Source organism: Rhodopirellula sp. UH5, from assembly GCF_056839225.1.
Window position 1 is genome coordinate 2658122 of the sequence record NZ_CM166390.1, and the last position, 23967, is coordinate 2682088.

Here is a 23967-nt window from a genome sequence, read left to right on the forward strand (position 1 = left end):
CTTGGCGATCCGAGCTGAACGCGATCGCACAGCTGAGAAACGAAAACAGCCGACTGGAAAAATCCAGCCGGCTGTTTTTTGATCCGTTCAACCTGCGAAAATTCGCGGCTTAATAGCGGTAGTGATTGGGCTTGTAAGGACCTTCCACTGGCACACCGATGTAATCGGCTTGCTCTTGAGTCAGCTTGGTCAACTTCACGCCGATGGCGTCCAAGTGCAGGCGGGCAACTTCTTCGTCCAACTCTTTGGGCAACAAGTAAACCTGAACACCGTACTTGTCGTTGTCACGGTTCTGGTAAAGCTCCAACTGAGCCAGCACCTGGTTGGTGAACGAGCTGCTCATGACAAAGCTGGGGTGCCCGGTGGCACAACCCAAGTTCACCAAACGGCCCTTGGCCAAGATGATGATGCTTCGGCCGGTATCGCTGAACGTGAAGCGGTCCACGGCACCAATGTCCGATGGCTTGATTTCGCTCAACGTCGCTTTGCCGTCGGCAACTTGTTGCTCAGCCCAAGCGATATCGATTTCGGTGTCAAAGTGACCAATGTTACAAAGGATCGCGTCGTTGGGCATTTGCTTCATGTGCTCGCCCAAGATGATGTCTTTGTTGCCCGTCGTGGTGACGTACAAACGACCTTCTTTGCAGGCCTCTTCCATCGTGGTGACTTCGAAGCCTTCCATCGCCGCTTGCAATGCGTTGATGGGGTCGACTTCGGTGACCAAAACACGGCAGCCATAGCTCTTCAGGCTGTGTGCACAGCCCTTTCCAACGTCGCCGTAACCGCAAACCACGGCCACTTTGCCGGCCAACATCACGTCGGTCGCACGCTTGACACCATCCGCCAAAGATTCGCGGCAACCATACAGGTTGTCGAACTTGCTCTTGGTCGCGGAGTCATTGACGTTGATCGAAGGCACACGCAACTTGCCCGTTTTGTTCAACACTTCCAGGCGGTGAACGCCGGCGGTGGTCTCTTCGCTGATTCCGTGGATGTTGTCGAGCAATTCAGGGAATCGATCGTGCACCATGGCGGTCAAGTCACCACCATCGTCCAAGATCATGTTGAGCTTTTCGCCGGAGGGGAAATCCAACGTTTGCTCGATGCACCAATCGAACTCCTCGTCCGACATGCCCTTCCAGGCGTAAACAGGGATCCCAGCGGCAGCGATGGCAGCAGCAGCGTGATCTTGCGTGCTGAAAATATTGCAGCTGCTCCAAGTCACCTCGGCTCCCAGCTCGACCAACGTCTCGATCAGAACCGCGGTTTGGATGGTCATGTGCAAGCAACCAGCGATGCGGGCCCCCTTCAAGGGCTTTTCCGCACCGTACTTGCTCCGAAGTGCCATCAAACCCGGCATTTCGTTCTCGGCCAATTCGATTTCTTTGCGACCGTAATCGGCCAGCGAAATGTCTTTGACCTTGTAAGGCAACTTTGTCGTTTCAACTTGTGACACTGCTTCTGTCTCTCAATCGTGGTGAATGAACCAACACTTCAAAACAGCCCCAAAACGACGGGCGTCAGAGGGGTTGGGGACCGATCACAGGGACTCCCGCTGGTCCACAATCCGCCGCACGCTACGTCGTCAGGCACGGGCTGACCGGAAAAACATCCGGTTGGCTGGTTCAGAAAGCGCGCAGAGTATAAGCGAACCAGTTTTTTTGCCATCCCCAATTGAGCGTTCCAATTCAGATCTTTCGTTTCGCAAACGACCGCGGATAGGATATACTGGCTTGCGTCTGACGCGATCCCTTCTAAGAAATAGCGTCACAACCAACCCTCCCGCCCATCTCGCCCTCACGAGTCTCGCATGAACGCAATTTGCGGCCCCGCCCTCATGCTCGCCGAATCGCCCCTCAACTTCCTCCGGTCATCCCAACCAGCCAAAGCGATGGCCCGGATGGTCAGGGTCGCCGTGGGCTGCACGTTCTTGCTCAGTTTGCCAGCCCAAGCTGAGGTCGATTATGCCAACGACATCAAACCGCTGCTGGCCAAACGATGCTATTCCTGCCATGGCCCCGACCAAGCCGAGAGCGGATTGGGACTGCACCAAGCGGAAACTTCGTTCGTGGAAGGCGACTCGGGGGAGCGTCTGATTGTGCCCGGTGATCCAGATTCCAGTCACTTGCTGGAACGAATCGTGGCCAACGACGACTACGAATTGATGCCACCAGAAGGCGAACCGCTCAGTGAAGCCGAGGTCGAACGGATTCGGCTCTGGATCGAAGAAGGCGCGATATTCACCAAGCACTGGGCTTACGAACCAGTCCAGGACGTGCCCCCACCCAGCATGACCGACGCGATCCAAAACCTCCGTGCTCAGGCAACCTCCAACAACCAAGCGGTCCAGATCGATCCCGTCGTCCAAGCTTGGCAAAAATCAGACCACCCGGTCGACGCCTTTCTGCTGGACTCACTGCTCGCGGCGGGCCTGACGCCAAACGCCGCTGCGGATCGTCACGCGCTGATCCGCCGAGTGACATTCGACTTAACAGGATTGCCACCCACACCGCAGGAGGTCGCCGAATTCGTCCGCAACTCCGATCCAAACGCGTACGAAAACCTGGTCGAACGCTTGCTTCAGTCGCCTCACTACGGTGAACGCTGGGGACGCCACTGGCTGGACCTGGTCCGCTACGCGGAAACCAACTCGTTTGAACGAGACAATCCCAAACCCAACGCCTGGAAATACCGCGACTACGTCATTCGCTCATTCAACGAAGACAAACCCTACGATCAATTCGTTCGCGAACAACTCGCAGGTGACCTGCTGGACGAAGTCACGACGGAATCGCTGACGGCAACCGGTTACTTCCGACTGGGCATCTGGGACGACGAACCCGCCGATCCATTGCAAGCTCGCTATGACGAACTGGACGATCTGGTCGCCGTCACCGGACAAACCTTCTTGGGTCTGACCATCAACTGCGCTCGCTGTCACGATCACAAAATTGACCCGATCCCGCAAACAGACTACTACGGCATGCTGGCGTTCTTCGCGGACATCAGCCGGTATGGGACTCGCGGCGACCAAGTGAGCAACAACCAAATCGATGTCTCAGCGCCAGGCCTGAACGAAGCCTACGCAAAACTGGATGACCAGCAACGCAAACTGGAAGCAGAGGCCACCCAAATTGAACAAGACGGCATCACCAAAATGTCGGCTCCCGATCAACGGGCCACCGAAGGCGCCAAGCGTCAACGCGATCGCATCTTGAAGAACAAGCTTCGTCCGCTGCTGACCCAAGAACAACGCAAACGATACGACGAGATCAAATCAGAACTCAAGCTGATCGCCAAGCAACGCAACGAACTCCCCGATCGCCAACAGGTTCTCGGACTTGGCAAACTGCACCCGATCGAAGAAACGTTCTTGCTTTTCCGAGGCAACCCACACTCCCCGACGGATTCAGTGACACCACGATTCCCGGAAGTCTTTCAGGAATCGCCGCCGGAAATGACTCCCAACGAACGACGGCGTGTGTTTGCCGAGTGGGTGACCAGCCCTGAAAACCGACTGTCCTCTCGCGTGATGGCCAACCGAATTTGGCAGCACCATTTCGGCCGCGGCATCGTTCGCTCGCCAAACAACTTTGGCGGCCTCGGTGTTCCCCCAACCCATCCGGAGTTGCTGGACTACCTGGCCAACCGCTTGGTTGATGGCGGCTGGAAATTAAAAGACATGCACCGCTTGATCTGCACCAGCCAAGCGTACCAGATGTCCTCTGAGATCAAGGAAGCATCCGCTGCCATCGATCCAGGCAACGATCTGTTCTGGAAATTCGATGCTCGACGCTTGAGCGCCGAAGAAGTTCGCGACTCGATCCTGGCCGTCAACGATTCACTCAACCGCGAAAGCTACGGGCCGAGCTTCTACCCAACCCTTTCTGCGGAAGTCATGGCTGGCCAGTCGAAGCCCGGCCAGGGCTGGGGAAACTCCAGTGAAGCAGAACGCAACCGACGCAGCGTCTACATCCACGTCAAACGCTCGTTGCTCACTCCGCTCCTTTCAGCATTCGACTTTCCCGAACCGGACACGACTTGCGAAGCCCGGTTTGCGACTCTGCAACCAGGGCAAGCGATGTCGCTGCTCAACAGCGACTTCATTCACGAAGAAGCCGACAAACTGGCCAAGTCCGTTCATGCCAGATTGCCTGGCGAAGCCAACGCCCAATCGTTTGTCGCGGCCGTGATCGAACAAGTCCTGATGCGTCCGGCACTCGATGTTGAAATCGAAGAAGGCGTCGAACTGATCGACGAATTGATCACCAAGTACGAGGTCGGCCCCGATCGGGCAAATGCGCTGTACGCCTTGAGCGTGCTGAACTGGAACGAGTTCGTGTTCGTGTTCTAGTGGTTTGCCACAGCTAGAAGTTTGCGTTGATCGTAGTGGACGAGGCCACGAGTCCTTGGATTTGACGCCAGTTCAGGACTCGTGGCCTCGTCCACTACCTTAAAAATAGACCACTAAGCAGGTCGGCAGGAGTGATCGAGCACAACCATGTGAGCCGTTTGGGCGTTCGCCCCGGTTGTGCGTGAAAACCGTGGCTAACGCCAGCGGCTCACATACCCGATGACACCTGCTTAGCGATAGCGGCTCAGAAAAGCGGCCGCCGTGTCCGCAACCCAAATGGCATCGCCGGGGTGTCGGATCAGCAAGTGGTCGGCCCCGGAAAGAGTCACCACGCTGCAACTGGACCGCTCGTTCTCACCGCCAATCAAACTGGCAATTCGCAGCGCATGGTCATAACCAACGGTTTCGTCCGTGGGTGAATGAAAGACCATGACCTGGGCCTCCACCTTGGGCAATTGATCCGCGAGTTGGTGCGAGCGAAAATCCTCCAGCATCTCTCGTCGGATGCTCCAACGCCGGCCGCCAATCTCAACTTCACCGATTCCCTCTTCCTGAATCTTCGGATCCATTCGATTGAGCAAATTCGCGAGGTGAACGGTGTCACTGGGAGCCGCGATGGCAACAACCGCTTGCAAGGTTGATGGACGCGCCGCTTCATCCGAGGCAATCGCAAGCGACGCGGCACCACCAAAGCTGTGCCCGATCAAGCCGGTCACGGCCCCCACCTCGGATCCCGCAAACTGAATCGCCGCTTGCACGTCCGCTTGGTTGGAAGTGAAGTGAGTGCGAGAGAAATCGCCGTCGCTGCCGCCGAGCCCAGTCAGGTCGTACCGCAAAACAGCGACACCCAGCTCCGCCAAACGTCGCGAAACCCTGGCGATCGCCTTCAAGTCCTTGCTGCACGTGAAGCAGTGACTGAAGACGGCGACCGGCACGTCGGTGAGTGCCTCCTTCGTCAGACGATCGCGAGGACGGTCAACGATCCCAGCCAACTCAAACCCATTGCCCCCGGGAAATCGAACACGGCAGGAATGTCGTTCAAAAGGCCCTTCCACCGGTTCGCCGAGGGTGGCTCGAATACCAGAACTCACGCCGAGCCTTCTGCGGGTGCCCCGTTGGAAACGTTCCCGATCCGACCGGCTTTGAAGGCTTCTGCCATGGCTCGTGGAACGTCCGCTTCCGCCAAAACCAAGCGAGCACGGTTCTCGGAAACGCGAGCTTTCATCAACTGCTCCGCGGCGATGGCTTCGGCCCGACGCCGTTCAGCTTGGGCACGAGCAACACGCGTGTCGGCTTCCGCTTGATCACTTTGCAAACGAGCCCCGATGTTTTCTCCGACATCAATGTCGGCAATGTCGATCGAAACAATCTCAAAGGCGGTCTGAGCATCGAGGCCACGCGACAGGACCACTCGCGTGATCATGTCAGGGTTTTCCAACACCCTGAAATGCGTTTCCGCGGATCCAATGGAACTGATGATTGCTTCGCCCACACGCGCGATCACGGTGTCCTCCGTGGCACCACCAATCAATTGCTCAATGTTGGTGCGAACCGTCACGCGAGTTCTGACCCGCAGTTCCACACCGTTTTTGGTGATCGCACTCAAAGTTGTTTTGCCACTGCGTTTGGGATCAGGGCAATCAATCACCTTGGGATACACGCTGGTTTGAACCGCGTCCAAGACATCACGACCAGCCAAATCGATCGCGGCCGCCTGGTCAAACTCCAATGGAATTTGAGCACGATGAGCTGCGATGATGGCGTGAATGACATTCATCACGTTGCCACCCGCCAAGTAGTGGGCTTCCAAGCGATGGGTGCTGATTCCGTCGCGGCGACCGATGTCCAACCCCGCTTGCGCCGCCATCACCTTGGCCTGCACGATCACATTCGGATTGACCTTGGTGAAGTGCATGCGGATCAAATTCAACAGCTGCACATCGGCATCCGACATGAACGCCTGAAACCACAGCTTTCCATACCGCAAAAAGAAGAATCCCAACACGGCGACAAAGAACAACGCCAGAAAAACGCCGACCAGAAGCAACAAGGAACTGGAGTCCAGTCCGCCGCCCGGGTTTTGCGCCAGCAAGTTCCAATCGTGAATCGAATCGATCATTGCCATGTTGTTTTCACTTGGTGAGTCAAATCAGAAACCCGCCGTTCCGTCCAAAATCGACACCGGCGGGCCTCTCAATGATAACAGTTTGACTGCGGCCTAGCGAAGCGGCAGCAGATCGCCAATCCAGTGGATTTCAGGAAGTCTTCGACGCCGCATCCGCAGCGGATGAAGGCAGCAAGGCCGAGGCAATCAAAACTTCAGAATACCCCTGCGACAGAAGCTTCCGAACGTCCTCAGGACAACGGATCCCGCCCCCGGTGATCCAATTCACACCGCGAAATTGCCGCACCAATCGCGAAAAAGTTTCGCAATCACGGGGTCCCGATTGACCGCCCACCGCGGCGACGTCCAATAAAATGGCCTCGCGAATGTTCCGATCGCTGGCCGACTGCATCCAATGCGTCGCCGAATCGGGACCGACAAATTGCCCGTCGCGAAAATCCAAACTGAGTGTGAGCTGGGACGCGGGGATTGATTCCAACATTCGATCCAACACATCGATCGAGTCGGCTGATTCGCTGGCAATGATCCAACGAATGTCAGATCCTGCCGTGATCGATGACCTCATCTGCGACACCCAATCGCGATCCGCTTGCGAAACCGATCCACGCCAACCGCTGTCGATCCAAAGCGTTTCACCATCGCGCAGCTCAGCGGCAAGGTTCAACAAAGCATCGTCCTGGCGACCATTGCTCATCAATCCGTCCAGGTCGGCGACATAGAACCGCCGGACACCAATCGATCGATACCACTTCAAGAGAGCGTTTTCGCCGGCGGGAAGCTCTGCGACAGGTCGGTAACGACTTCGCTGGCCCGCGATCCCATGAACCGCAACGCCATTCATCAGATCCATGACGCCAATCAGCCGATTCAGCTGAAGCTTCCACTGTTGACGAAGTCGTTGCTGAAGCGAGCTTGGAAGGCGACGGCTTGGGTCGTCGTTCAAGCCGAAGCAGCGCCGGGTTCCGGCAAGGTGAACAACGATTCCACTTTGACGATCGCGTAGTCATCCGGGAATGTATGAATCGCTTGGATCAACATCGAACGACGACGCGTTTCAATGTTGAGGTAGCTGATCGCCCCCAGCGCCATCCGGCCGCTCGAATCAAATCGATGAAGCAAACCTTCGGTGGGGCCCGTCCCCAATTGCTGGCCAACCATCCAGAACATTTTTGGATCGACCGTTTCAAGCTGGAAATGCGATCGGTACGTCAAACCGGATCGACAGGTGGCTTCTTCCGTCCGGCTGCCTTTGAGCGACTGTCGAATCAAGCATCGACGCGAAGGCAACGGCTGGTGAGCGCTGGTGGCGACCTCACAAAGCGTGGTCGCAGCGGCGTCCGCCGTGGGAGCGGAATTGAATGTGACGACGTGACCGCAATTGGTCACTTCGATTTTGGCATCGTATCCATCGCGTTCAATTTTGCGCGTCTGGTGCACCAGAATGAGCTCTGGGTGCAGCGATCGGCTGAACAAGTGAAACGCAAGCTCAGCAACTTTGGGGCGAACCGAAAGCACGATGAAGAGTCCAATGAAGAGTTCGTATCTGTCTCGCCGCGAAGAAGGCTTCGCGTCGCGGTCAGTCAATCATTATACGCTGTCTGGCTGAACCTTCTAAAGAGCGTTTACGTCTTGACTCGCCAAGAATATCCTTTCCTTTTGAATGTCACGAATTCATCTTGACATCCGTGTTCCGCCCGATTCGTCACTTCGACAGAACTCGCTCCGCCACTTATCCTGCAGCCTCCCTTTGCTGCCCCTCGGATTTGCCGCCATGATTTTGGTCATCGATAACTACGACTCGTTCACTTACAACCTGGTTCAGCGAATGGGCGAGATCGATCCCTCGGCGGACATCCGCGTTCATCGCAACGATGACCTTTCCCCCGACGAGATCGAAGCCCTGTCGCCCGAACGCATGCTGATTTCGCCGGGCCCCTGCACTCCGACCGAAGCGGGTGTCAGTGTCGAATGCGTCCGGCGTTTTGCTGGGAAGTTTCCAATTCTCGGGGTTTGCTTGGGACACCAATCGATCGGGGAAGCCTTCGGTGCGACGATCATCCGAGCCCCCGAATTGATGCACGGGAAAACGGATGGCATCCATCACGACGACCGAGGCTTGTTTGCAGGTCTGACCAATCCATTCACCGCCACCCGGTACCACTCGCTGGTCATCGACCCCAACACCGTTCCCGATGACCTGGTGGTCGGGGCCTGGACGGACACCGGCGGCAATCGTCAGATCATGGGTGTCCGCCACCAGCAACACAAATTGGAAGGCTGGCAGTTCCACCCGGAAAGTTTTTTAACCGAACCGGGAATTGAACTGATTCGCCGTTTCTTGGCGTGGTGAGCCGATCGGAACAGAAAACCTTTCTCCATTCTGAGGGCGTGCCGTTTTATGGCCCGCTTTTCGACGGGGCTCCACATGGTGCATTTCTCCCGAAACGAAGTTTTGGGGGAGATCGAGCGACGCCGTTCAGGCGTACGCGAGGGAGGGAGCCGAGCATGGGAAGCGGCGCCTGTTGCCGTTCCGATAGTGAATGCAATTTTTCTTCCGGCTTCTGTCTTTCTTCATCCCGGTAGGGATTTCAGATGGTAGCCGGGGGTTGCTGCGAAGCAGCGTACCCCCGGAAAACGAGCTCCCATCAAACTCTCCCTCCCGCCGTGGCCATTGGCCACGGCGGGAGGGAGAGTGGCGGCGTGGGGGGCATGTCCATCGGTGGCGCTATCCCGTTCCGGCTGATTCAATCAACAGCCTGGTCTTCAACGGGCAGGGTTCGCAAGGCATTCCCAACACAGCACTTGAAAAGTGCACGAGCTCTTTCTTGGCGAATGGCCCGCTGAGAGACTCCCACCGGGAACTTTTTCTTCGATCCGTTTCAAATTTTTTGAAACAAAAACGCCTGCAGCCCAATCAGCGTTTTGGCGTCGCGAATTTGACACGACTGCACGAGCTTCAATAACTCGTCACGGTGCATCAACTTGGTCTCAATTCGCTCGGTCGTCTCGAGTTGCTGCTCGCCCGCGGTGAGATCCTTGGCGACGACCAAGTGCATCAACTCGTTGCCCAACCCCGGTGCCGAGTAGAACTCACAGACGACACTCAAATCCGCCGCTCGGTACCCGGTTTCTTCGGTCAATTCGCGAGCTGCCGTGACCAGCACTTCTTCTCCGGGATCGCGGGTCCCCGCTGGCAACTCCAGCAGTTTTTCCCCCACGGCTGGACGCTCGTTTTCGATCATCACCACGGTGTCATCGTCAACAAGCGGAAGCAGCACCACCGCCCCAGGATGCTGGATGAATTCGCGTCGATGTGACTGCCCGTCTCGACCGGGAAGATCGATCGCAATGACATCAAAACGACTACCGCGTAACAACACTTCGGGTTCAGACATGGGAATCGACTCCAGTGCGGTCGTGATCCCGCATGACAGAAAGAAACTTGGATTGTCTACAACAAGACCGACCATCCGGCCTCGCGTCACGATAGGCAACGGATGGGAGATCAGCAACGAAACCAGCGGATGTTCCGGCGCCGCCACGCCGACTGCTCCCAAAAACGCAGATCAGTCCCCCCAAATGTGGCAAGTGGCTTCATCCTGAGTATGATACGCGAATGAACACCAACTCCTCCCCGATCCCATCGTCGCTCGCCTCGCCAGCGTCGATCACGTCAGGATTATCGGCTGGATTTCAGACACCTGAGTCTCAGCCAAGCCAGTCATCATCCGGCCCGGATCGCCTCGAAGAAATTTCGGTGGTGATTCCCGCGATGAACGAAGAAGCCTCGCTGGCGGAACTCCACGAACGGATCACCGATGTCTGCGCGGAGCAAAATGTCCGCGTTCAAATCGTTTTTGTCGACGATGGCTCGACGGACCGAACCTGGGAGAAGATGGTCGAGCTTTGCGGCGCCGCAGACGATCACTCGCATTCGACCTGTGCCTTGCGTTTGCGTCGCAACTTCGGCAAAGCGGCCGCCTTGAGCGCTGGTTTCTCAGTCGCTCGCGGCGCGATCGTGTTCACCATGGATGCGGATCTGCAAGACGATCCCACCGAGATCCCACGCTTCCTTGAGAAAATCCAAGGCGGTCTCGATGTGGTCAGTGGCTGGAAACAAACTCGCCATGACCCGTGGCACAAGGTGCTGCCCAGTCGAGTCTTCAACGCTTTGGTCAGTTCGCTGACCGGCGTTCAATTGCACGACCACAATTGCGGCTTCAAAGCGTATCGCCGGGAAGTCTTGGCAGAAGTCGACCTCTACGGGGAACGGCATCGCTTCATTCCCGTGCTCGCATCCGCTCGCGGTTTTCGAGTGGGCGAAATTGTGGTCCAGCACCACGCCCGGCAACATGGCGTGTCAAAGTATGGCGTCTCGCGATTGGTCAAAGGCTTCCTGGACTTACTCAGTATCCATCTGGTGACCGGCTATGGTCGCCGACCGCTGCACTTGATCGGCACCGCTGGTTTGCTGTGCTTCGCGGTGGGCTCGGTTGGGATGATTTACCTCAGCATCAAACGAATTTTGTCAGAACTCGGCTACGCGGAACCATTGCATCTGCATTCGACCGCCGTCTTTTACTACTGCATTTTCGCGGTCTTGCTGGGCGCTCAATGCGTCTTGGCTGGTTTGCTGGCTGAATTGGTGATCTCGGTTGCCGCGGCACGGGACCGTCACGAGACGATGCACATGCATGGCGAGTCCATGCCCTCCACTTCCAACACCGCGGGCGGCTCTCGTTTGCTTCCCAATGCGTCTGGATACAGCCTTTCCGATTGGGCCGGCTTGGGCGAGCCAGACGACCGTGCGAACTCGGCACAGGACACGAATTTGACAGGGCCGATTCACGATGCGTAAACACGAAATCCCGCGACAACATCGTCGCAATACTTACGCGATCATGATCGTCGCGACCTTGGCGATTGTTGCCGGACGCATTGCCGTCGTTTCCAGTCAGGAAGGCGACACGGCATTCCTCAGTGCCAATGACCGCAGTCGCTGGTGCACCGTCGCTTCGCTGGTGGAAGAGGGAACCTTTGCCATCGACCGGCCCATTTCGATCCGGTCCGAAGACGGCAAACGCCGACCCTGGAACACCATCGACAAAGTCCGTCATGTTGGTGCCGATGGCCAACTGCACTACTACAGCAGCAAACCCACGCTGTTGGTGACCATGGTGGCCGGTGTGTACGGCGTCGTGCACCACACCACCGGGCTGACGATGACGGAACAACCGATCTATGTCCCGCGGCTGTTGCTGCTGTTGATCAACCTGCCGGTTCTGGCCGTGTTCTTGGTGACAATGGCATTGATCGTGGAGCTGATCGGTGCCTCCGATTACGCCCGTCGGATGGGCGTCGCGGCTGCTTGCTTCGGCACCATGATGGTGCCCTTTGCGATCTCACTGAACAACCATCTGTTCGCTGCGGCCGCCACGTCGCTCACGCTTTGGTTGTATCTCCGTGCAGCAGAAAAGATGGCCGATTCATTTTCGGGCATCACCTATCATCCCAAGTTCGCTCCGTGGGTGATTGCGGGAGCCTCCGCGGCCTTCGCAGTTGCCTGTGAACTGCCCGCCCTGTCCATGCTGGCCCTGTGGGCGGTGCTGTTCGGCTGGATGAACCCCCGATCGATTCCCGGCTTTGCGCTGGGAGCGGGCGTTGTCTTGCTGGGGATTGTCGGGACCAATCAATGGGCTCATGGAAGCTTGCGGACACCGTACGCTCACCGAAGCGTCGGAGAACAAATTGAGACCGTCGACTTGTCCGCCGATGCGGGGACCGACCAGATCGAAGTGGCGTTGTCACATAGCAACACACTTCAGGCAGCCGACAAAATCAGTCTCCGCAAGCTCACCGAAGGTGGCTACGAAGTCATCGCCGAACAATCGAAAACGTCCGCCCCCCTCAAACAGACTCAATACAAACTGGCCCAAACCGGCGCCAACTGGGCGTTGTTCGTTTGGGACGATTGGTACGACTACCCAGGAAGTTACTGGCGAACGGACAAACGACGCGGAGTCGATTTGGGGGAACCCAGCCGCATTGCTTACCTGTTTCACGCCACGCTTGGTTACTACGGGATTTTCTCAATCACGCCACTCTGGTTCCTGGTGCCGGTTGGCATGGTCGCGGGATGCCGGCATGGCCCCAGCTACATGCGGCGGCTTTCCGCCGCCATCGCGTTGGCAAGCGTGGTTTGCCTCGTGTTTTACATTGCTCGGCCTGAGATTGACCGCAACTACGGGGGGGTCAGCGTTTGTTTCCGCTGGATGTTGTGGTTTGCCCCCCTGTGGCTTTACAGCCTGGTTCCGGAACTGAGTTCGCTGAGCGAAAAGATTCAAGGCCGGTGTTTCACGCTCGTGCTGCTTGCCGCCAGTGCCTTTTCGGTTTCAACCAGCCTGTCATCCCCCTGGCAGAGTCCGTGGATCTATCGTTTTGCGAGTTTTTTGGGGTGGCTGGGTGATGAAATGACCCGGTAGGATCGGGTCGCTAGCTCATCATTGTCTCAAGGAGGAGACAACCTTTTGGCCGAACTTGGTCAGGAACACCCGCCTCGCCGCAAAGCCGGCCGTTTCAAAACGGCAGTGGTGCTGATCATCACATGCGTGCTGACCGTCTTCCTGGTCCGATCCCTGTTGCCGCAAACCGTTGGGGAACAGGCCCGACGTTACCTCGAAAAGAAGCTGGACGCCCACTACCAAGATTGGGATGTCACCATCCAGCGTGGCACCTTCCAACCCGGCACCGGCCTGGTCTTTGAGTCGATCGAAATCTCTCCGAAAACCAGTCGTCCCAACCTGGTTTCCAAGTGGTGGTCGCAGCAACCGGCGGTCAAGGTCGACCGCCTGACCGTTTTCGCGGACCTCGACCCACAAAAATGGATGGCTGGCGACAGCCCACTTTCCACCCGCCGCATCGCGGTCGAGGGCGTCAACGCGAATCTGCATGTCGCCCACGACAACACGCTCTCGTTGGCATCGCTTTTTCCGCTGCCACAAATGGGACCGGCCTGCCCACAAATTGATCTGTATGGGGTCGTGACAAACGTGACCTTCGACGCGAGTTCTTCCGGGGACACCGATCAAGGCGACGCGAATCCGGCTCAGATGTCGGCTGCCATGCAACCGCTCCAGCTTCGATGGTCCGACATCGCGATCTCCACCGAGACATCCGACGTCGAAACCACCTTGATCTCGGGAAAAGCCTCCGAACGCAAACTGGTTTTCGCTCGCGGAGACAGCAATTTCAGTGGCCCCATTGAACTGGCGTTCGACAATGTGATCGACGGAACCAACCGACAATTGCGAATCAAGACGGCCATCAAGGACTGCCACATCGACGACGCAGTGATCGCCAGGGTCCGCTCACGAATCGCCCAGTGGTTGCCCGCCAAGGCGCGTGTCAGTCTGCATGGCGACTTGACCGCCGAGTACACCCGGCAAAACGACCAAGACCAATTCCATCTCGATCTGAACTTGCACGATGGCAACCTGGACGACCCTCGCTTGCCATCCAAAATCCGTCAGGCTCGCGGACGGATTCAGATCACTCCCCAAGAAATCAAGCTGTTTCCGACCCAAGCCCAATTTGGGGAAGCGTTTTGCACCCTCCGTGGATCCGCTGCCTTGGTTCGCCAATCCCAAACCAGTTTTGATCTGGGTGCCACCGACCTGCATTTCACCGGAGAAGGCCTGACCCTGGATCGCTCCTTCGCGGAAGTGATGCCGAGCAAACTGCACGCGCTGTGGCAAAAGTTCCAGGCTCGCGGCCGCTTGAACTTGACAGCACACGCGACCAACCCCGCGCCCCTGCGATCCAAAGCTTGGGAGTTGCAATCAAAGGTGGATGTGCGTGGCGTCGACGTTCAATTCGACAAATTCCCGTACCCTGTCGAGCAACTGGTCGGCACGATCCGGATCGAAGACGGGTTCGCGACCGCCGAACAACTCACCGGCCGCGCCGGTGGCCAGCGATTGATTTGTGATTTTCGTGTTCCCGTCCACATTGATCCTGATTCGCCCCGGGTTCATACCAAACAGATCAAAATCCAGACCGAAGGCGCGGTTCTGATCGATGACGCCCTGATCTCTTCCTTGACCCCGCGTGAGTCTCGCCAGAGCGATCCCAACGCCCCCATGATGGCCACCGTTCCGGGTCCGCTGACCGAAACCAGCACGTCGCGATCCTTCTCAAAAGTGGAGCAATTTGTTCGCTCCTTGCGACCACGGGGGGCGATCGAATGGGCTACCGCCACCCTCGAAACCGATCCCCAAGGCAACTCATCCCGTCAGTTTGATTTCGGTGTCTCGGGTGGAACGCTTCGCTACGACAAGTTCCCTTACCCGCTGTACAACGTCAAAGGCCGCGTCAAAATCGAGGATAACTTGGTTCGCATCATTGGCTTCACCGCCAACAACGCGGGATCAGCCAAAGTGGAATGCGAAGGGCTGTACCACATTCCCAAGCAAGAACCAGGGACGCTTTCCGATTCGGAGCTGAACCTGCGTTTCCAAGTCGCCGACCTCTCGATGGACCAATCGCTTCGGGTGTCACTCCCCGAGTCGACTCGCCACATTTGGGACTCCCTGTCACCTGGTGGAACACTGGACCAACTGGATGCCCACATCCATCAATCCGGAATCGAACCACTGGACCTGACTTTGGTCGCCAACCAAATTGCGTCTGGGCAAGTGACGCCGGATTCACTGAGCCTTCGCCCGGTGGCGGTCCCCTATCGCATCGACATCGTCGGTGGCCACGTCGAATACAGAGACAACCAAGTCCGAATCAGCAACCTTCAAGGCCGCCACGATGGATCCCGGATGGTTGCCGATGGAACCTGCACACAGCACCCATCGGGACGCTGGTTGCTCGCGATGGACCTGCACAGTGGCTGCCGTTTGGTACCCGATGAAGAATTGATTGCGGCGATGCCCGAACAAGTGGGCAAAGCACTCCGAGCCCTCGATTTACGCGGTCCCATCAGCCTTCGAGGGAAAACCAATCTGTTGATGGCCAATGACGACACTTCGACGCCGTTGATCGACTGGGATCTGCTGCTGCAACTCGAAGGCAACCGAATTGCGGATGTCGGCCCGGTTCATTCGCTTCGTGGTGAAATCCAAGTTCAAGGCGTTCGTGATGCAGAAGTGCTGCAAGCGGTTGGAAACATCGCCCTGGATTCCATGCACGCCTACGGACTGCAAATCACCTCATTGCGTGGCCCGTTCTCGATCACCAACGAGCAACTTCGACTGGGTGAAAACGCTCGACTGCCTTCCCCCAATCCGGAGCCCAACGGCAGCGGCGTCCCGATCGTGGGTGCCTTGTTCGGCGGCAAACTCAGCCTCAGCGGAGGCGTGCTCCTCTCAAGCGGCGACTTTGAAATTGACGCCTCGCTCGCGAACGCCCAGATCGCAACCTGCCTGTCTGAAATTGGCCAGCACCGCACCGGGATCACGGGACGCTTTGACGGCGACTCTCACTTGGAAGGTCGCTTGGGCGATTTGGATCTGCTCAAAGGAAATGGTCGAGGCAGTGTCAGCGGCGCCAACCTGTATCAGTTGCCCTATCTCGTTCAGGTCCTGAACTTGCTACGCATCAAAGCCACGGAAGACGTTGCTTTCACCAACGGCGAAACGGAATTCTCCATCTTCGGCGAAGACTTGAACTTCAATCGCCTGGTGCTCTGGGGCGATCTGGTCGCCTTGGAGGGCGGTGGAACGCTCAGCCGCCGCGAACACCTGGACATGTCCTTCAACACTCGCGTCAGCCCGCAGAACCTGTTCAGCAAGGTCGTCAATCCGCTGCGTGACAACCGTTACACACTGTGGACGATCGAAGTCGATGGCCCAATCGAAGCGCCGACGATCCGCCGGAAATCACTCAGCGGGATCACGCAAACCATGGAGGATTGGTTCCCAGGCATGGTGCGTTCGACCACCGCCGATGGTGGGAACGTCAACCGATAGCGCGACGCAAGAAACTGTCGTCATAGCAAATCGAGTGGATGCGAAAACCACTCTTCTGCACCGAGAGCAGCTGGACAGTTGCGAATCAAAAACGCGACTGCGAATCAGAAACGCGACCGACCATCCAACCAAAGACTCGACCAAGGTCTCCCGATCGTCGAGCGATAAGACAAGCTCAGGCCCTTCGATCTGCCCCGGTTAACCCTGATCGAGTTTTGGAAGGATAAAATACTAGTCGTCTGCCTGGACTGGAGTTCTTGATACGGAGCCGCGCAGGACCATTGGCCGTTGGAATGTACGCCCTTGAGTGGCATAGTCGACCCGTCGATAGCGCCCCAAGAGCTGCTCAATGATTCGATGCTCGCCCACCACTGCCGTCAGCTCTGCGGTTCCGGCCACACCAAACGCTGACAACAAGTGGCTGCGTTCGAACTCAATCAGACGTTTGGAAACCTTGTAGTTGGCTGCGATGGCTTTGGTTGGCATCCCGTCCATCACACAGTTGAGCACCTTGCGTTGCCGCTCCGTCAAACCTTCCAAAATTCGGTTGCGTTTGCGATGGGCCTTTTCCAACCCAACCTGAAAACCATCCCAGTCAATCGCTTGGTGGATATGATCCCGGAGTGAGCCACTGAACTTTTGAACGCCGTCCGCCGATTTTAGAACGACACTCCATGCACCTTTCTCAAAGGCGTGAATCACCGTTTCAATCGGCAGTTCACCTGCGACTAAAATCAGCGGCACACTGCAATTCGAATCTGACAATGCCTTTTGCACACGCTGGAAACCGTCGCCGATCAATTCGACATCCACGACCAAACATCCCGGCCGCTGGAGTCGATCGCCAGCGATCCATTCCAGCAGCTGATCGCTGGAAGAACACTGCACCAAGCCCCAATCGGAGTCGGACTCGATCAGCGCTCTCAGGTCGACCGACGTCGCCTCCCCCATCGACTTCCGGGCCAGCAAACACACACCCGCACGCTCATTCGTGGAATCAATCAAGTTCAAGCCCCTTCCCATTCAGATGGGATATCACATACAAAAACCGTCAAATGACGAGCTATCCCCCCACTCAAAAAAGCGGTGATTCGGGCCAGCCATCTGAGGCTAGCACAGCCCCCCGGTTCGGTAACGGCTTCTTTTCCCGCATTACCGTGCGCAATATCGCACTGAGACGGTGAGAACCGAAAGTGAATGCACCTGGAACCGGTGCACAGACTTTCATGTTGAGGCGTCCCTCAACGTTCCCACGGGTGTGCCTGACTGGAATCACTCAGGCAAGATGTCGCTGCAGCAACTGGATCGGCGGAACCAGTTTGCTTCGACCGCGAGACAAGTTCGGCGCGGGAGAGCAGCGTCGGAGAAGCATCCCGAGGGACACTCTTCGGTGGACGAAAAGACTGGCAGCAGGCTCAGCCGTTCAGCGAACCTGCTGCAACAGGAATTGCGACTGCCAGCGGCCGCTCGATGTTTCGAGCGGCGCTGCCACGGTGCCGTCAGTGGAGGCGGCTTCCACTAAGAAACCAGTTCGCCTGACTCACTCGACGCTTCGACTGGCTTTTTATCGCTCGCACGCCGACGACGTTTCTTCGGCTTTGTAATGCCCCACTCCTTCGTCAGCATTTCAAACACCTCTGGCGTCTCGTAGCGAACGATGTTCTTGCCTTCCGGCATGGGGCCGATCAGGCCACGAAAGATAGGCATGCCCCGCAGAGCCAAGTCGGTGCTGCAGTCGTCCACGCCGACTTGCTCGTGGAAATCCGTCAAAGGATCCAGAGAAACGTAGTCGCGAATTTGAAGCGAACCGTCACTACCGCGAGCAACGACGCGAAAGGTGTCTTTTTTCGTCATGGCGGAATCATTCCGTTGGAGAGGTGAAAGCAAATCAATCCGATGGCGGCGATTCAGGGGAGGTCACCGCCGCGAAGCTGATTTCATCGGTGCCATGAATTTGTTATCGACCGCAGACGTTCCGAACCCGAACATCCAACGATCACACGGAACCGCCGCTTTGACAGGCGTGACCGGTGAAAGACCTTTCGTCCGAACATTCGTCGCAGACCAGCGCATCGGACTGGCGGTCAATCGTCATTTGCCGTTCTCCTATTGTGAATCAGTCCTACCAATTCCAACCACAGACGCAATCCATCCAAATGACATCGTCCAACTACATGATCGTTGGTGCCAGCGGCGGCATCGGAACTGCGCTTTGCAAACAGCTCGTTTCGGATGGTCACCGAGTGATGCTGGTCGGCAGAAATGAATCCAACCTGCAAACGCTCGCAAACGAACTCCAACAGCCTTTCCAGGTTTGTGATGCAACCGATTGGGACGGATTGGCTGGCGTCGCCGACTACGCAATCGAACACTTTGGCGGACTCGATGGTGCAGCGAATTTGGCCGGTTCGATCCTACTCAAGCCAGCTCACTTGACCAGCAAAGAGGATCTTCAATCTGTGCTCGAAGCCAATCTGATCACCGCCTTTGGGTTGGTCCGTACAATCGCCCCTCGTTTAAAAAAACAGGGCGGTGGTTCGATCGTGTTGATGTCCAGCGGCGGCGCAGCAATCGGCTTGACCAGCCACGAAGCCATCGCCGCTGCCAAAGCGGGAGTTGCCGCCATGGCCCGCGCAGCAGCCGCGACTTATGCGGCCGGCAACGTCCGCATCAACACCGTTGCACCCGGTTTGGTCGAGACCGAATTGACCGCCCGGGTCTGGCAGAATGAACGTTCGGCAGAAGCCAGCCGATCCATGCACCCGCTGGGGCGACTCGGCCAACCCGAGGACATCGCCTCGATGATTGCGTGGCTGCTGGCTCCCGAAAACGCCTGGATCACTGGCCAGGACATCGCAGTCGATGGCGGACTGAGCTCCATCAAATCAGCCACCCGATAATTCCAGTTGCATTCGCAAGTAGCTTCTCGACTCCGGTGCATCCAGTCCCAAGGCTGTGGCCAAGCCCACGACTTCCGACCGAGCTGTTTCCACCGCCTCGTCGCTGGGCGAACGTTCATGCAACACACGTTCAATTTCGGCAAACTCGCCCAGCCCATCCACACGATCAATCGTGACGGTCATCGGATCGGTTGATCCCAGGTGAAACGTTTCTCGCTGCTTGGTCACCGTTGCAACCTTCTGAAAACCAAGTCGATCGAACAACGTCTCCATGGACTCCCCCGTCGGATCGCCTGGATCCAAGCGCCATTCCAATTCCTCGCGAGCCTTCACCGCCCCCGGTCGCTTGGAACCTTTGTAGGTCACCAATGGCGTGCCATCGATTCGCCGGACTCGCAACGCTTCCCCCGATTCGGCGAAGTCACGCGACGGATGATTGTAATAGGTGTCTTGGTTTTCATTTTCCGACACCAGAACCGCATCGTTCTCCGCCAGCCGCTCTCGGAGTTCGTCGACATTGCCGACGCGAAATTTCAATTCGACTTCAAACATTCCTGTTCCTTCACTTGTAAGAATTTGCAATTGGATTCGTGTCGCTGTTTCAAAGTGGCGTTGTCCAGTCAGGGAACATTCAGCTGAACCAATGGTGCCGGAGCACCTTCGCTGGTCACCCACACCCCTGATTGTGAATCGACCGAAATCGCTTCCACCTGTTTCAATTTGGGCAGATCAATTGCGGTGGGCGTTTGTGCCATTTGGTCTTCCAACGAGGCGTGATCGGCCTTGGAAAACTTCATCGCTTGCCAATACGTCGCAACCCACACGTCGCCTGTTCTGGCATCTCGATCCGCTGCCGTCGCCAACGCAATCGGCACTTGAGTCACCAACTCCGCGGTGACTTTTTGGTTCAGTTGGCCAGTCGTCTCGTTGAACAAGGCCACTCGATACAGCCCCACCCATGGCACGAATCGTTTGCACAGCAACATCAACTCTTGCGAGGGTTCGTCGAACCATATCGCCTCGCAATCATGAGCCCCATCGGGATAGGTGACGCGAACCAAGCGAACCTGTTCACGCTGGATCTCGCCAGACTGCCGGGGATCCATCTCATCGACCACCAGCAACTCGATCTGGCCACGTTTGGCTTGGTTGTCCCCGCAATCCGCGATCACCAATCTCGCCGGTCCGCCGGGTTGGCTCGGCGGCAGCATGGCGAGGTCTTCCCAATCAACCGCCACGACACCCGGGAACTGCCATTGCCCCGTCGCTTGCCCGGTCTTGGCATCGAACGCAAACAACCGGGCACGATCTCCGGAATCGTTGTGGGACCAGATGCAACTTGGGTCCTTCAACGAAAACACCAACCCGCTGCTCTCGTTCAGTTCCTTGTCAACCAACTCAACCGAAACGAACGAGGGTTCCTCCGCAGGAACGCAACTTGACAATGCGATCGCAACCAGCACGCACGCAGAGAACTTCAGCAAAAACAGGCATGGATGACTCATCCTCGACGTTCCCCTGTGGTTAGCGTTCCAGAACGGAACCGACCTCTTCTGAGTCGGCAGTCAAACGGAGCGGAACCCGTTCCAGGATTTCTCGCATCGTCGATGCCGTTTGACGCAGCCCTTCATGAGATGCCAAAGCTCCTGTGACCGCAACGCGCCCGATCCCGGCCTGCGACACTTGCTCCACATTGTCCAGCCCAATGCCACCAATCGCGAAGGCGGGCAAGGCAAGTTCTCCGGTTTGCTCCGCATCACTGACCTGCTTCAAGAACACACAGCCGGGAAAGTGATCGAACGACTTGGTCTTTCCCGGGAACGTCGGCCCACACCCGATGTAGTCCGCCGTGGTGCGAGCAGCCTCGCGAACTTGTTCGATGTCGTGCGTTGACAGCCCGATCAAGCGTTCCCTGCCCATCACGCCGCGAAGCGCATCCGCCGGCACCTCTTCTTGCCCGACATGCACTCCATCTGCGTCCGCTGCCACAGCGATGTCGGCCCGGTCGTTGATGATCCACAGCACTTCCCGCTGCTTGGCGATGGCCGCCCCAATCCTTGCTTGTTCAAACAAAGTCCGATCGTCGACGCTTGGATCACGGAGCTGAATCACATCGACTTGGGCATCGGCCAACTCAGCAATCCGGGCTTCCAAACGATCCGCATTGGGCTCGCACGCGATCAAGGCATACAACCTCGCGTCGCGTAACTTTCGCGAACGCGTGTTCGAGCCAGCCATCTTCAGTTCCAATTCCCGGAACGTGGCGTAACACTGGTAACGAATCGATTCGATCTTCGCAGCAAACGCAGGGTCGCTGGTTTTCCCATACTCTTCCAGGCACCGCAGAGCTTGCTGAGTCCGAGTCGTCGCGGCCGCAATCACCGCAGAAAGGTCCGCTCGCGACTGCTCACTTGCGGTTGTCACTTGTGTGCCAACGTCCCCCGGCGTGTCACGAGAATCGATCAGTTGCAACCGGTTCCACCGCCCCATCGCGACCGCCAAATCATGGCGGTGCGTCTTCAGGCGATCCGTCAGACAAAGATCGTCTAAGATGAAGCGAGCGGACTCCTCGAGCGTCCGAAGCCCTTCGCCAGCGCGATTTGCATTGGCATCCAAGATTCGCAACACGGTTCTGGATTCGGCATTCGTCATTCGTCTCGTTGCTCGCTCTGTTTATTCCACATGGATCCCACCTTCGCCCCTTCCCACTGACCGCCCCGCCATGTCCATCTCTCGCCTCCGGTTTTCCACCGCAGCCATTATTTCGATCGCGGCTTTCCTACCGTTCGGTTTCCTCGCCGTCGGACACGCCGATCAACCGACCCAAAAGTCTTCGCCACGTCAAGCACGTGCGAACGACCCGTTTGCGCCACCCCAAATCGATCCGGCCCTCCCCAACGTTCTGTTGATTGGCGATTCCATTTCGATTGGCTACATGTTGGACGCCCGACGAGCCCTCGAAGGCACAGCAAACGTCTTCCGCCCCAACACGAACTGCGGCCCCACCACCCGCGGGCTGGAACAACTCGACCGCTGGTTGGGTGATCGCAAGTGGGATGTCATCCACTTCAACTTTGGCTTGCACGATCTCAAATTCATGGGCCCCAATGGCAAGAGTTTGGCCGATCCCAAACTGCCGACCAGCCAACGACAAGTCCCACTCGAGGAGTACTCCGCCAACCTCGAAACCATCGCGAAAAAGTTAAAAGCAACTGGCGCAACCGTGATTTGGCGCGAGACCACTCCGGTCCCCGAAGGATCCCAGGGTCGACTGGCGGAAGATGGCCCACGCTACAACGAAGCCGCCGCCCAGGTCATGGAATCCATTGGAGGCATTCAAACCGATCCCTTTTATGAGGTTGCGATGAAGCATGCCTCCATGCAACGCAAAGCCAACGTGCACTACACACAGGCGGGATCAAAATTGCTCGGCGAACACGTCGCCGAAGTCGTCTCAGCAGCACTCCAGCAATGACCTGACAATTGGGAACGAAGCAGGTCGGCAGGAATGATCGGAAATCACCATGTGAGCCGTTTGGGCGTTAGACCCGGTTGGGCGTGGAAGCAACCACGCTTGCCATCACATTCTAAATGCCGAACGACTCCTGCCGACCTGCATAGCCCGCATTGCGGATTTAAAAGAAGGCCTTCCGGCATCAATCCAGGGCGGCCCCGACGGCGTTTTACAACTTGGCATCCGTTCCCTTCATTCTGGTTTCCCAATGCGATTGACTGTCTTTTCCACTGTGCTGGCTGTGCTCTCACTCTTGGCCCCGTCTCTCATCCGTGCCGAGGAGGTGATGATCAAGCCGGATGTTGTCTACGGTCACAAGTTTGGCTTGGCAACGACTTTTGACGTGTTCACACCAGCTCAGAACGCCAACGGAGCGGCGGTGCTGTTCATGGTCAGCGGCGGCTGGTACTCCAGCTGGTCACCACCGGAACAAATCCAACCCCGGTTCAAACCGTTGACCGACCAAGGGTTCACTGTCTTCGCCGTGCGACACGGCAGTAGTCCCAGGTTTTCCATCGCCGAAGCGGTTGCGGATGTTCGTCGCAGCGTGCGTTTCATTCGGCTGAATGCAGAGGCCTACCAAGTCGATCCGGATCGAATCGGCGTGTTCGGCATGAGTGCGGGAGGGCATTTGTCACTGATGCTCGGAACGGCATCCGATGAAGGAAACGCCGACTCCAAAGACCCCGTCGACCAAGTCAGCGATCGTGTCCAAGCCGTGGTTGCTTACGTGGCTCCCACTGACCTGCGAATCATGGCCATGGACGCGCCGGACCGGCTGGCTGCTTATGAGCGTTTTCCGGCATTGGAGATCGATGCAAACACGGCGGAACCTGACTCACCGATCGTTCACGTCACGCCCGACGACGCACCGACACTGTTGCTCGCAGGAGCCAAAGATGAATTGGTTCCGATCTCGCACAGTCGCAAGATCCTGGTGGCGTTCGAAAAAGCAAACGTCGAGACGAAATTGATCGAGTTCGAAAACGCAGGTCACGGGTTTGGAGGCGAAGACGCAAAGCAGGCGACCGACGCGATGGTGGATTGGTTTGTCACTCATCTCACCGAAAAACCCTGACCCAGCTTCGTCTCGCGCTGCC

Annotated in this window: 19 protein-coding genes; 8 read left to right on the forward strand and 11 right to left on the reverse strand. The window is 57.2% G+C overall.

Annotated elements, in window-relative coordinates; genetic code table 11:
* Window positions 1-109: 109 nt before the first annotated feature.
* On the reverse strand, window positions 110-1456 hold the full coding sequence (ahcY, locus tag UH5x_RS09535; protein ID WP_047813424.1) for an adenosylhomocysteinase: 1347 nt from the start codon (window positions 1454-1456) through the stop codon (window positions 110-112).
* A 435-nt stretch (window positions 1457-1891) separates the two neighbouring features.
* Between ahcY and UH5x_RS09540 the strand changes: the two genes are divergently transcribed.
* Window positions 1892-4354 (forward strand): PSD1 and planctomycete cytochrome C domain-containing protein, encoded by a 2463-nt coding sequence (locus tag UH5x_RS09540; protein ID WP_482635951.1) that lies wholly within the window; start codon window positions 1892-1894, stop codon window positions 4352-4354.
* Window positions 4355-4584: 230 nt separating this feature from the next.
* On the opposite strand, the gene UH5x_RS09545 is transcribed toward UH5x_RS09540, so the two are convergent.
* The 4 genes from UH5x_RS09545 to UH5x_RS09560 all read right to left on the reverse strand — a co-directional run bounded on the left by UH5x_RS09545 (window position 4585) and on the right by UH5x_RS09560 (window position 8063).
* On the reverse strand, window positions 4585-5445 hold the full coding sequence (locus UH5x_RS09545; protein WP_482635528.1) for an alpha/beta hydrolase family protein: 861 nt from the start codon (window positions 5443-5445) through the stop codon (window positions 4585-4587).
* Window positions 5442-6479 carry a flotillin-like protein FloA gene (gene floA, locus UH5x_RS09550; RefSeq protein WP_047814054.1) on the reverse strand — a complete coding sequence of 346 codons (1038 nt, stop codon included), beginning with the start codon at window positions 6477-6479 and terminating at the stop codon, window positions 5442-5444. The genes UH5x_RS09545 and floA overlap by 4 nt, the downstream gene beginning before the upstream one ends.
* Before the next feature lie 130 nt (window positions 6480-6609).
* Window positions 6610-7329 carry a HisA/HisF-related TIM barrel protein gene (locus UH5x_RS09555; protein WP_482635529.1) on the reverse strand — a complete coding sequence of 240 codons (720 nt, stop codon included), beginning with the start codon at window positions 7327-7329 and terminating at the stop codon, window positions 6610-6612.
* Between the two features lie 89 nt (window positions 7330-7418).
* Window positions 7419-8063 (reverse strand): DUF2617 family protein, encoded by a 645-nt coding sequence (locus UH5x_RS09560; protein WP_047814056.1) that lies wholly within the window; start codon window positions 8061-8063, stop codon window positions 7419-7421.
* A 187-nt stretch (window positions 8064-8250) separates the two neighbouring features.
* Between UH5x_RS09560 and UH5x_RS09565 the strand changes: the two genes are divergently transcribed.
* Window positions 8251-8829, forward strand: a complete 579-nt coding sequence (locus tag UH5x_RS09565; protein ID WP_047814204.1) for an anthranilate synthase component II — start codon at window positions 8251-8253, stop codon at window positions 8827-8829.
* A gap of 529 nt (window positions 8830-9358) precedes the next feature.
* On the opposite strand, the gene UH5x_RS09570 is transcribed toward UH5x_RS09565, so the two are convergent.
* Entirely contained in the window at window positions 9359-9874 is a 516-nt protein-coding gene (locus tag UH5x_RS09570; protein ID WP_047814205.1) for an NUDIX hydrolase, read from the reverse strand.
* A gap of 221 nt (window positions 9875-10095) precedes the next feature.
* Here UH5x_RS09570 and UH5x_RS09575 point away from each other — a divergent pair, with 221 nt between their 5' ends.
* Genes UH5x_RS09575 through UH5x_RS09585 form a run of 3 tightly spaced genes read left to right on the forward strand, consistent with a single transcriptional unit; the run spans window position 10096 to window position 16453 of the window.
* Window positions 10096-11337, forward strand: coding sequence for a glycosyltransferase family 2 protein (locus tag UH5x_RS09575; RefSeq protein WP_482635530.1), 1242 nt, complete (start codon window positions 10096-10098; stop codon window positions 11335-11337).
* Window positions 11330-12961 (forward strand): hypothetical protein, encoded by a 1632-nt coding sequence (locus UH5x_RS09580; protein WP_482635531.1) that lies wholly within the window; start codon window positions 11330-11332, stop codon window positions 12959-12961. Before UH5x_RS09575 ends, UH5x_RS09580 begins: the two co-directional genes overlap by 8 nt.
* 45 nt (window positions 12962-13006) lie before the next feature.
* The gene (locus UH5x_RS09585) at window positions 13007-16453 is read left to right on the forward strand and encodes an AsmA family protein (RefSeq protein ID WP_482635532.1); all 3447 of its coding nucleotides are present in this window, start codon (window positions 13007-13009) and stop codon (window positions 16451-16453) included.
* 231 nt (window positions 16454-16684) lie between these two features.
* On the opposite strand, the gene UH5x_RS09590 is transcribed toward UH5x_RS09585, so the two are convergent.
* Window positions 16685-17458: a response regulator transcription factor gene (locus tag UH5x_RS09590; protein WP_047814207.1), complete on the reverse strand. Its 774-nt coding sequence runs from the start codon at window positions 17456-17458 to the stop codon at window positions 16685-16687.
* Window positions 17459-17971: 513 nt separating this feature from the next.
* Window positions 17972-18307 (reverse strand): hypothetical protein, encoded by a 336-nt coding sequence (locus UH5x_RS09595; protein ID WP_047814061.1) that lies wholly within the window; start codon window positions 18305-18307, stop codon window positions 17972-17974.
* A 302-nt stretch (window positions 18308-18609) separates the two neighbouring features.
* Between UH5x_RS09595 and UH5x_RS09600 the strand changes: the two genes are divergently transcribed.
* Entirely contained in the window at window positions 18610-19353 is a 744-nt protein-coding gene (locus UH5x_RS09600) for an SDR family NAD(P)-dependent oxidoreductase (RefSeq protein ID WP_047814208.1), read from the forward strand.
* On the opposite strand, the gene cyaB is transcribed toward UH5x_RS09600, so the two are convergent.
* The 3 genes from cyaB to UH5x_RS09615 all read right to left on the reverse strand — a co-directional run bounded on the left by cyaB (window position 19339) and on the right by UH5x_RS09615 (window position 22005).
* Window positions 19339-19905 (reverse strand): class IV adenylate cyclase, encoded by a 567-nt coding sequence (gene cyaB, locus UH5x_RS09605; RefSeq protein ID WP_047814062.1) that lies wholly within the window; start codon window positions 19903-19905, stop codon window positions 19339-19341. The genes UH5x_RS09600 and cyaB overlap by 15 nt on opposite strands.
* A 68-nt stretch (window positions 19906-19973) precedes the next feature.
* Window positions 19974-20858, reverse strand: a complete 885-nt coding sequence (locus UH5x_RS09610; RefSeq protein ID WP_482635533.1) for a hypothetical protein — start codon at window positions 20856-20858, stop codon at window positions 19974-19976.
* 19 nt (window positions 20859-20877) lie between these two features.
* Entirely contained in the window at window positions 20878-22005 is a 1128-nt protein-coding gene (locus tag UH5x_RS09615; RefSeq protein WP_482635534.1) for a thiamine phosphate synthase, read from the reverse strand.
* 70 nt (window positions 22006-22075) lie between these two features.
* Between UH5x_RS09615 and UH5x_RS09620 the strand changes: the two genes are divergently transcribed.
* On the forward strand, window positions 22076-22828 hold the full coding sequence (locus UH5x_RS09620; protein WP_482635535.1) for an SGNH/GDSL hydrolase family protein: 753 nt from the start codon (window positions 22076-22078) through the stop codon (window positions 22826-22828).
* 247 nt (window positions 22829-23075) lie between these two features.
* Window positions 23076-23945, forward strand: a complete 870-nt coding sequence (locus UH5x_RS09625; RefSeq protein ID WP_047814066.1) for an alpha/beta hydrolase family protein — start codon at window positions 23076-23078, stop codon at window positions 23943-23945.
* Window positions 23946-23967 lie beyond the last annotated feature (22 nt).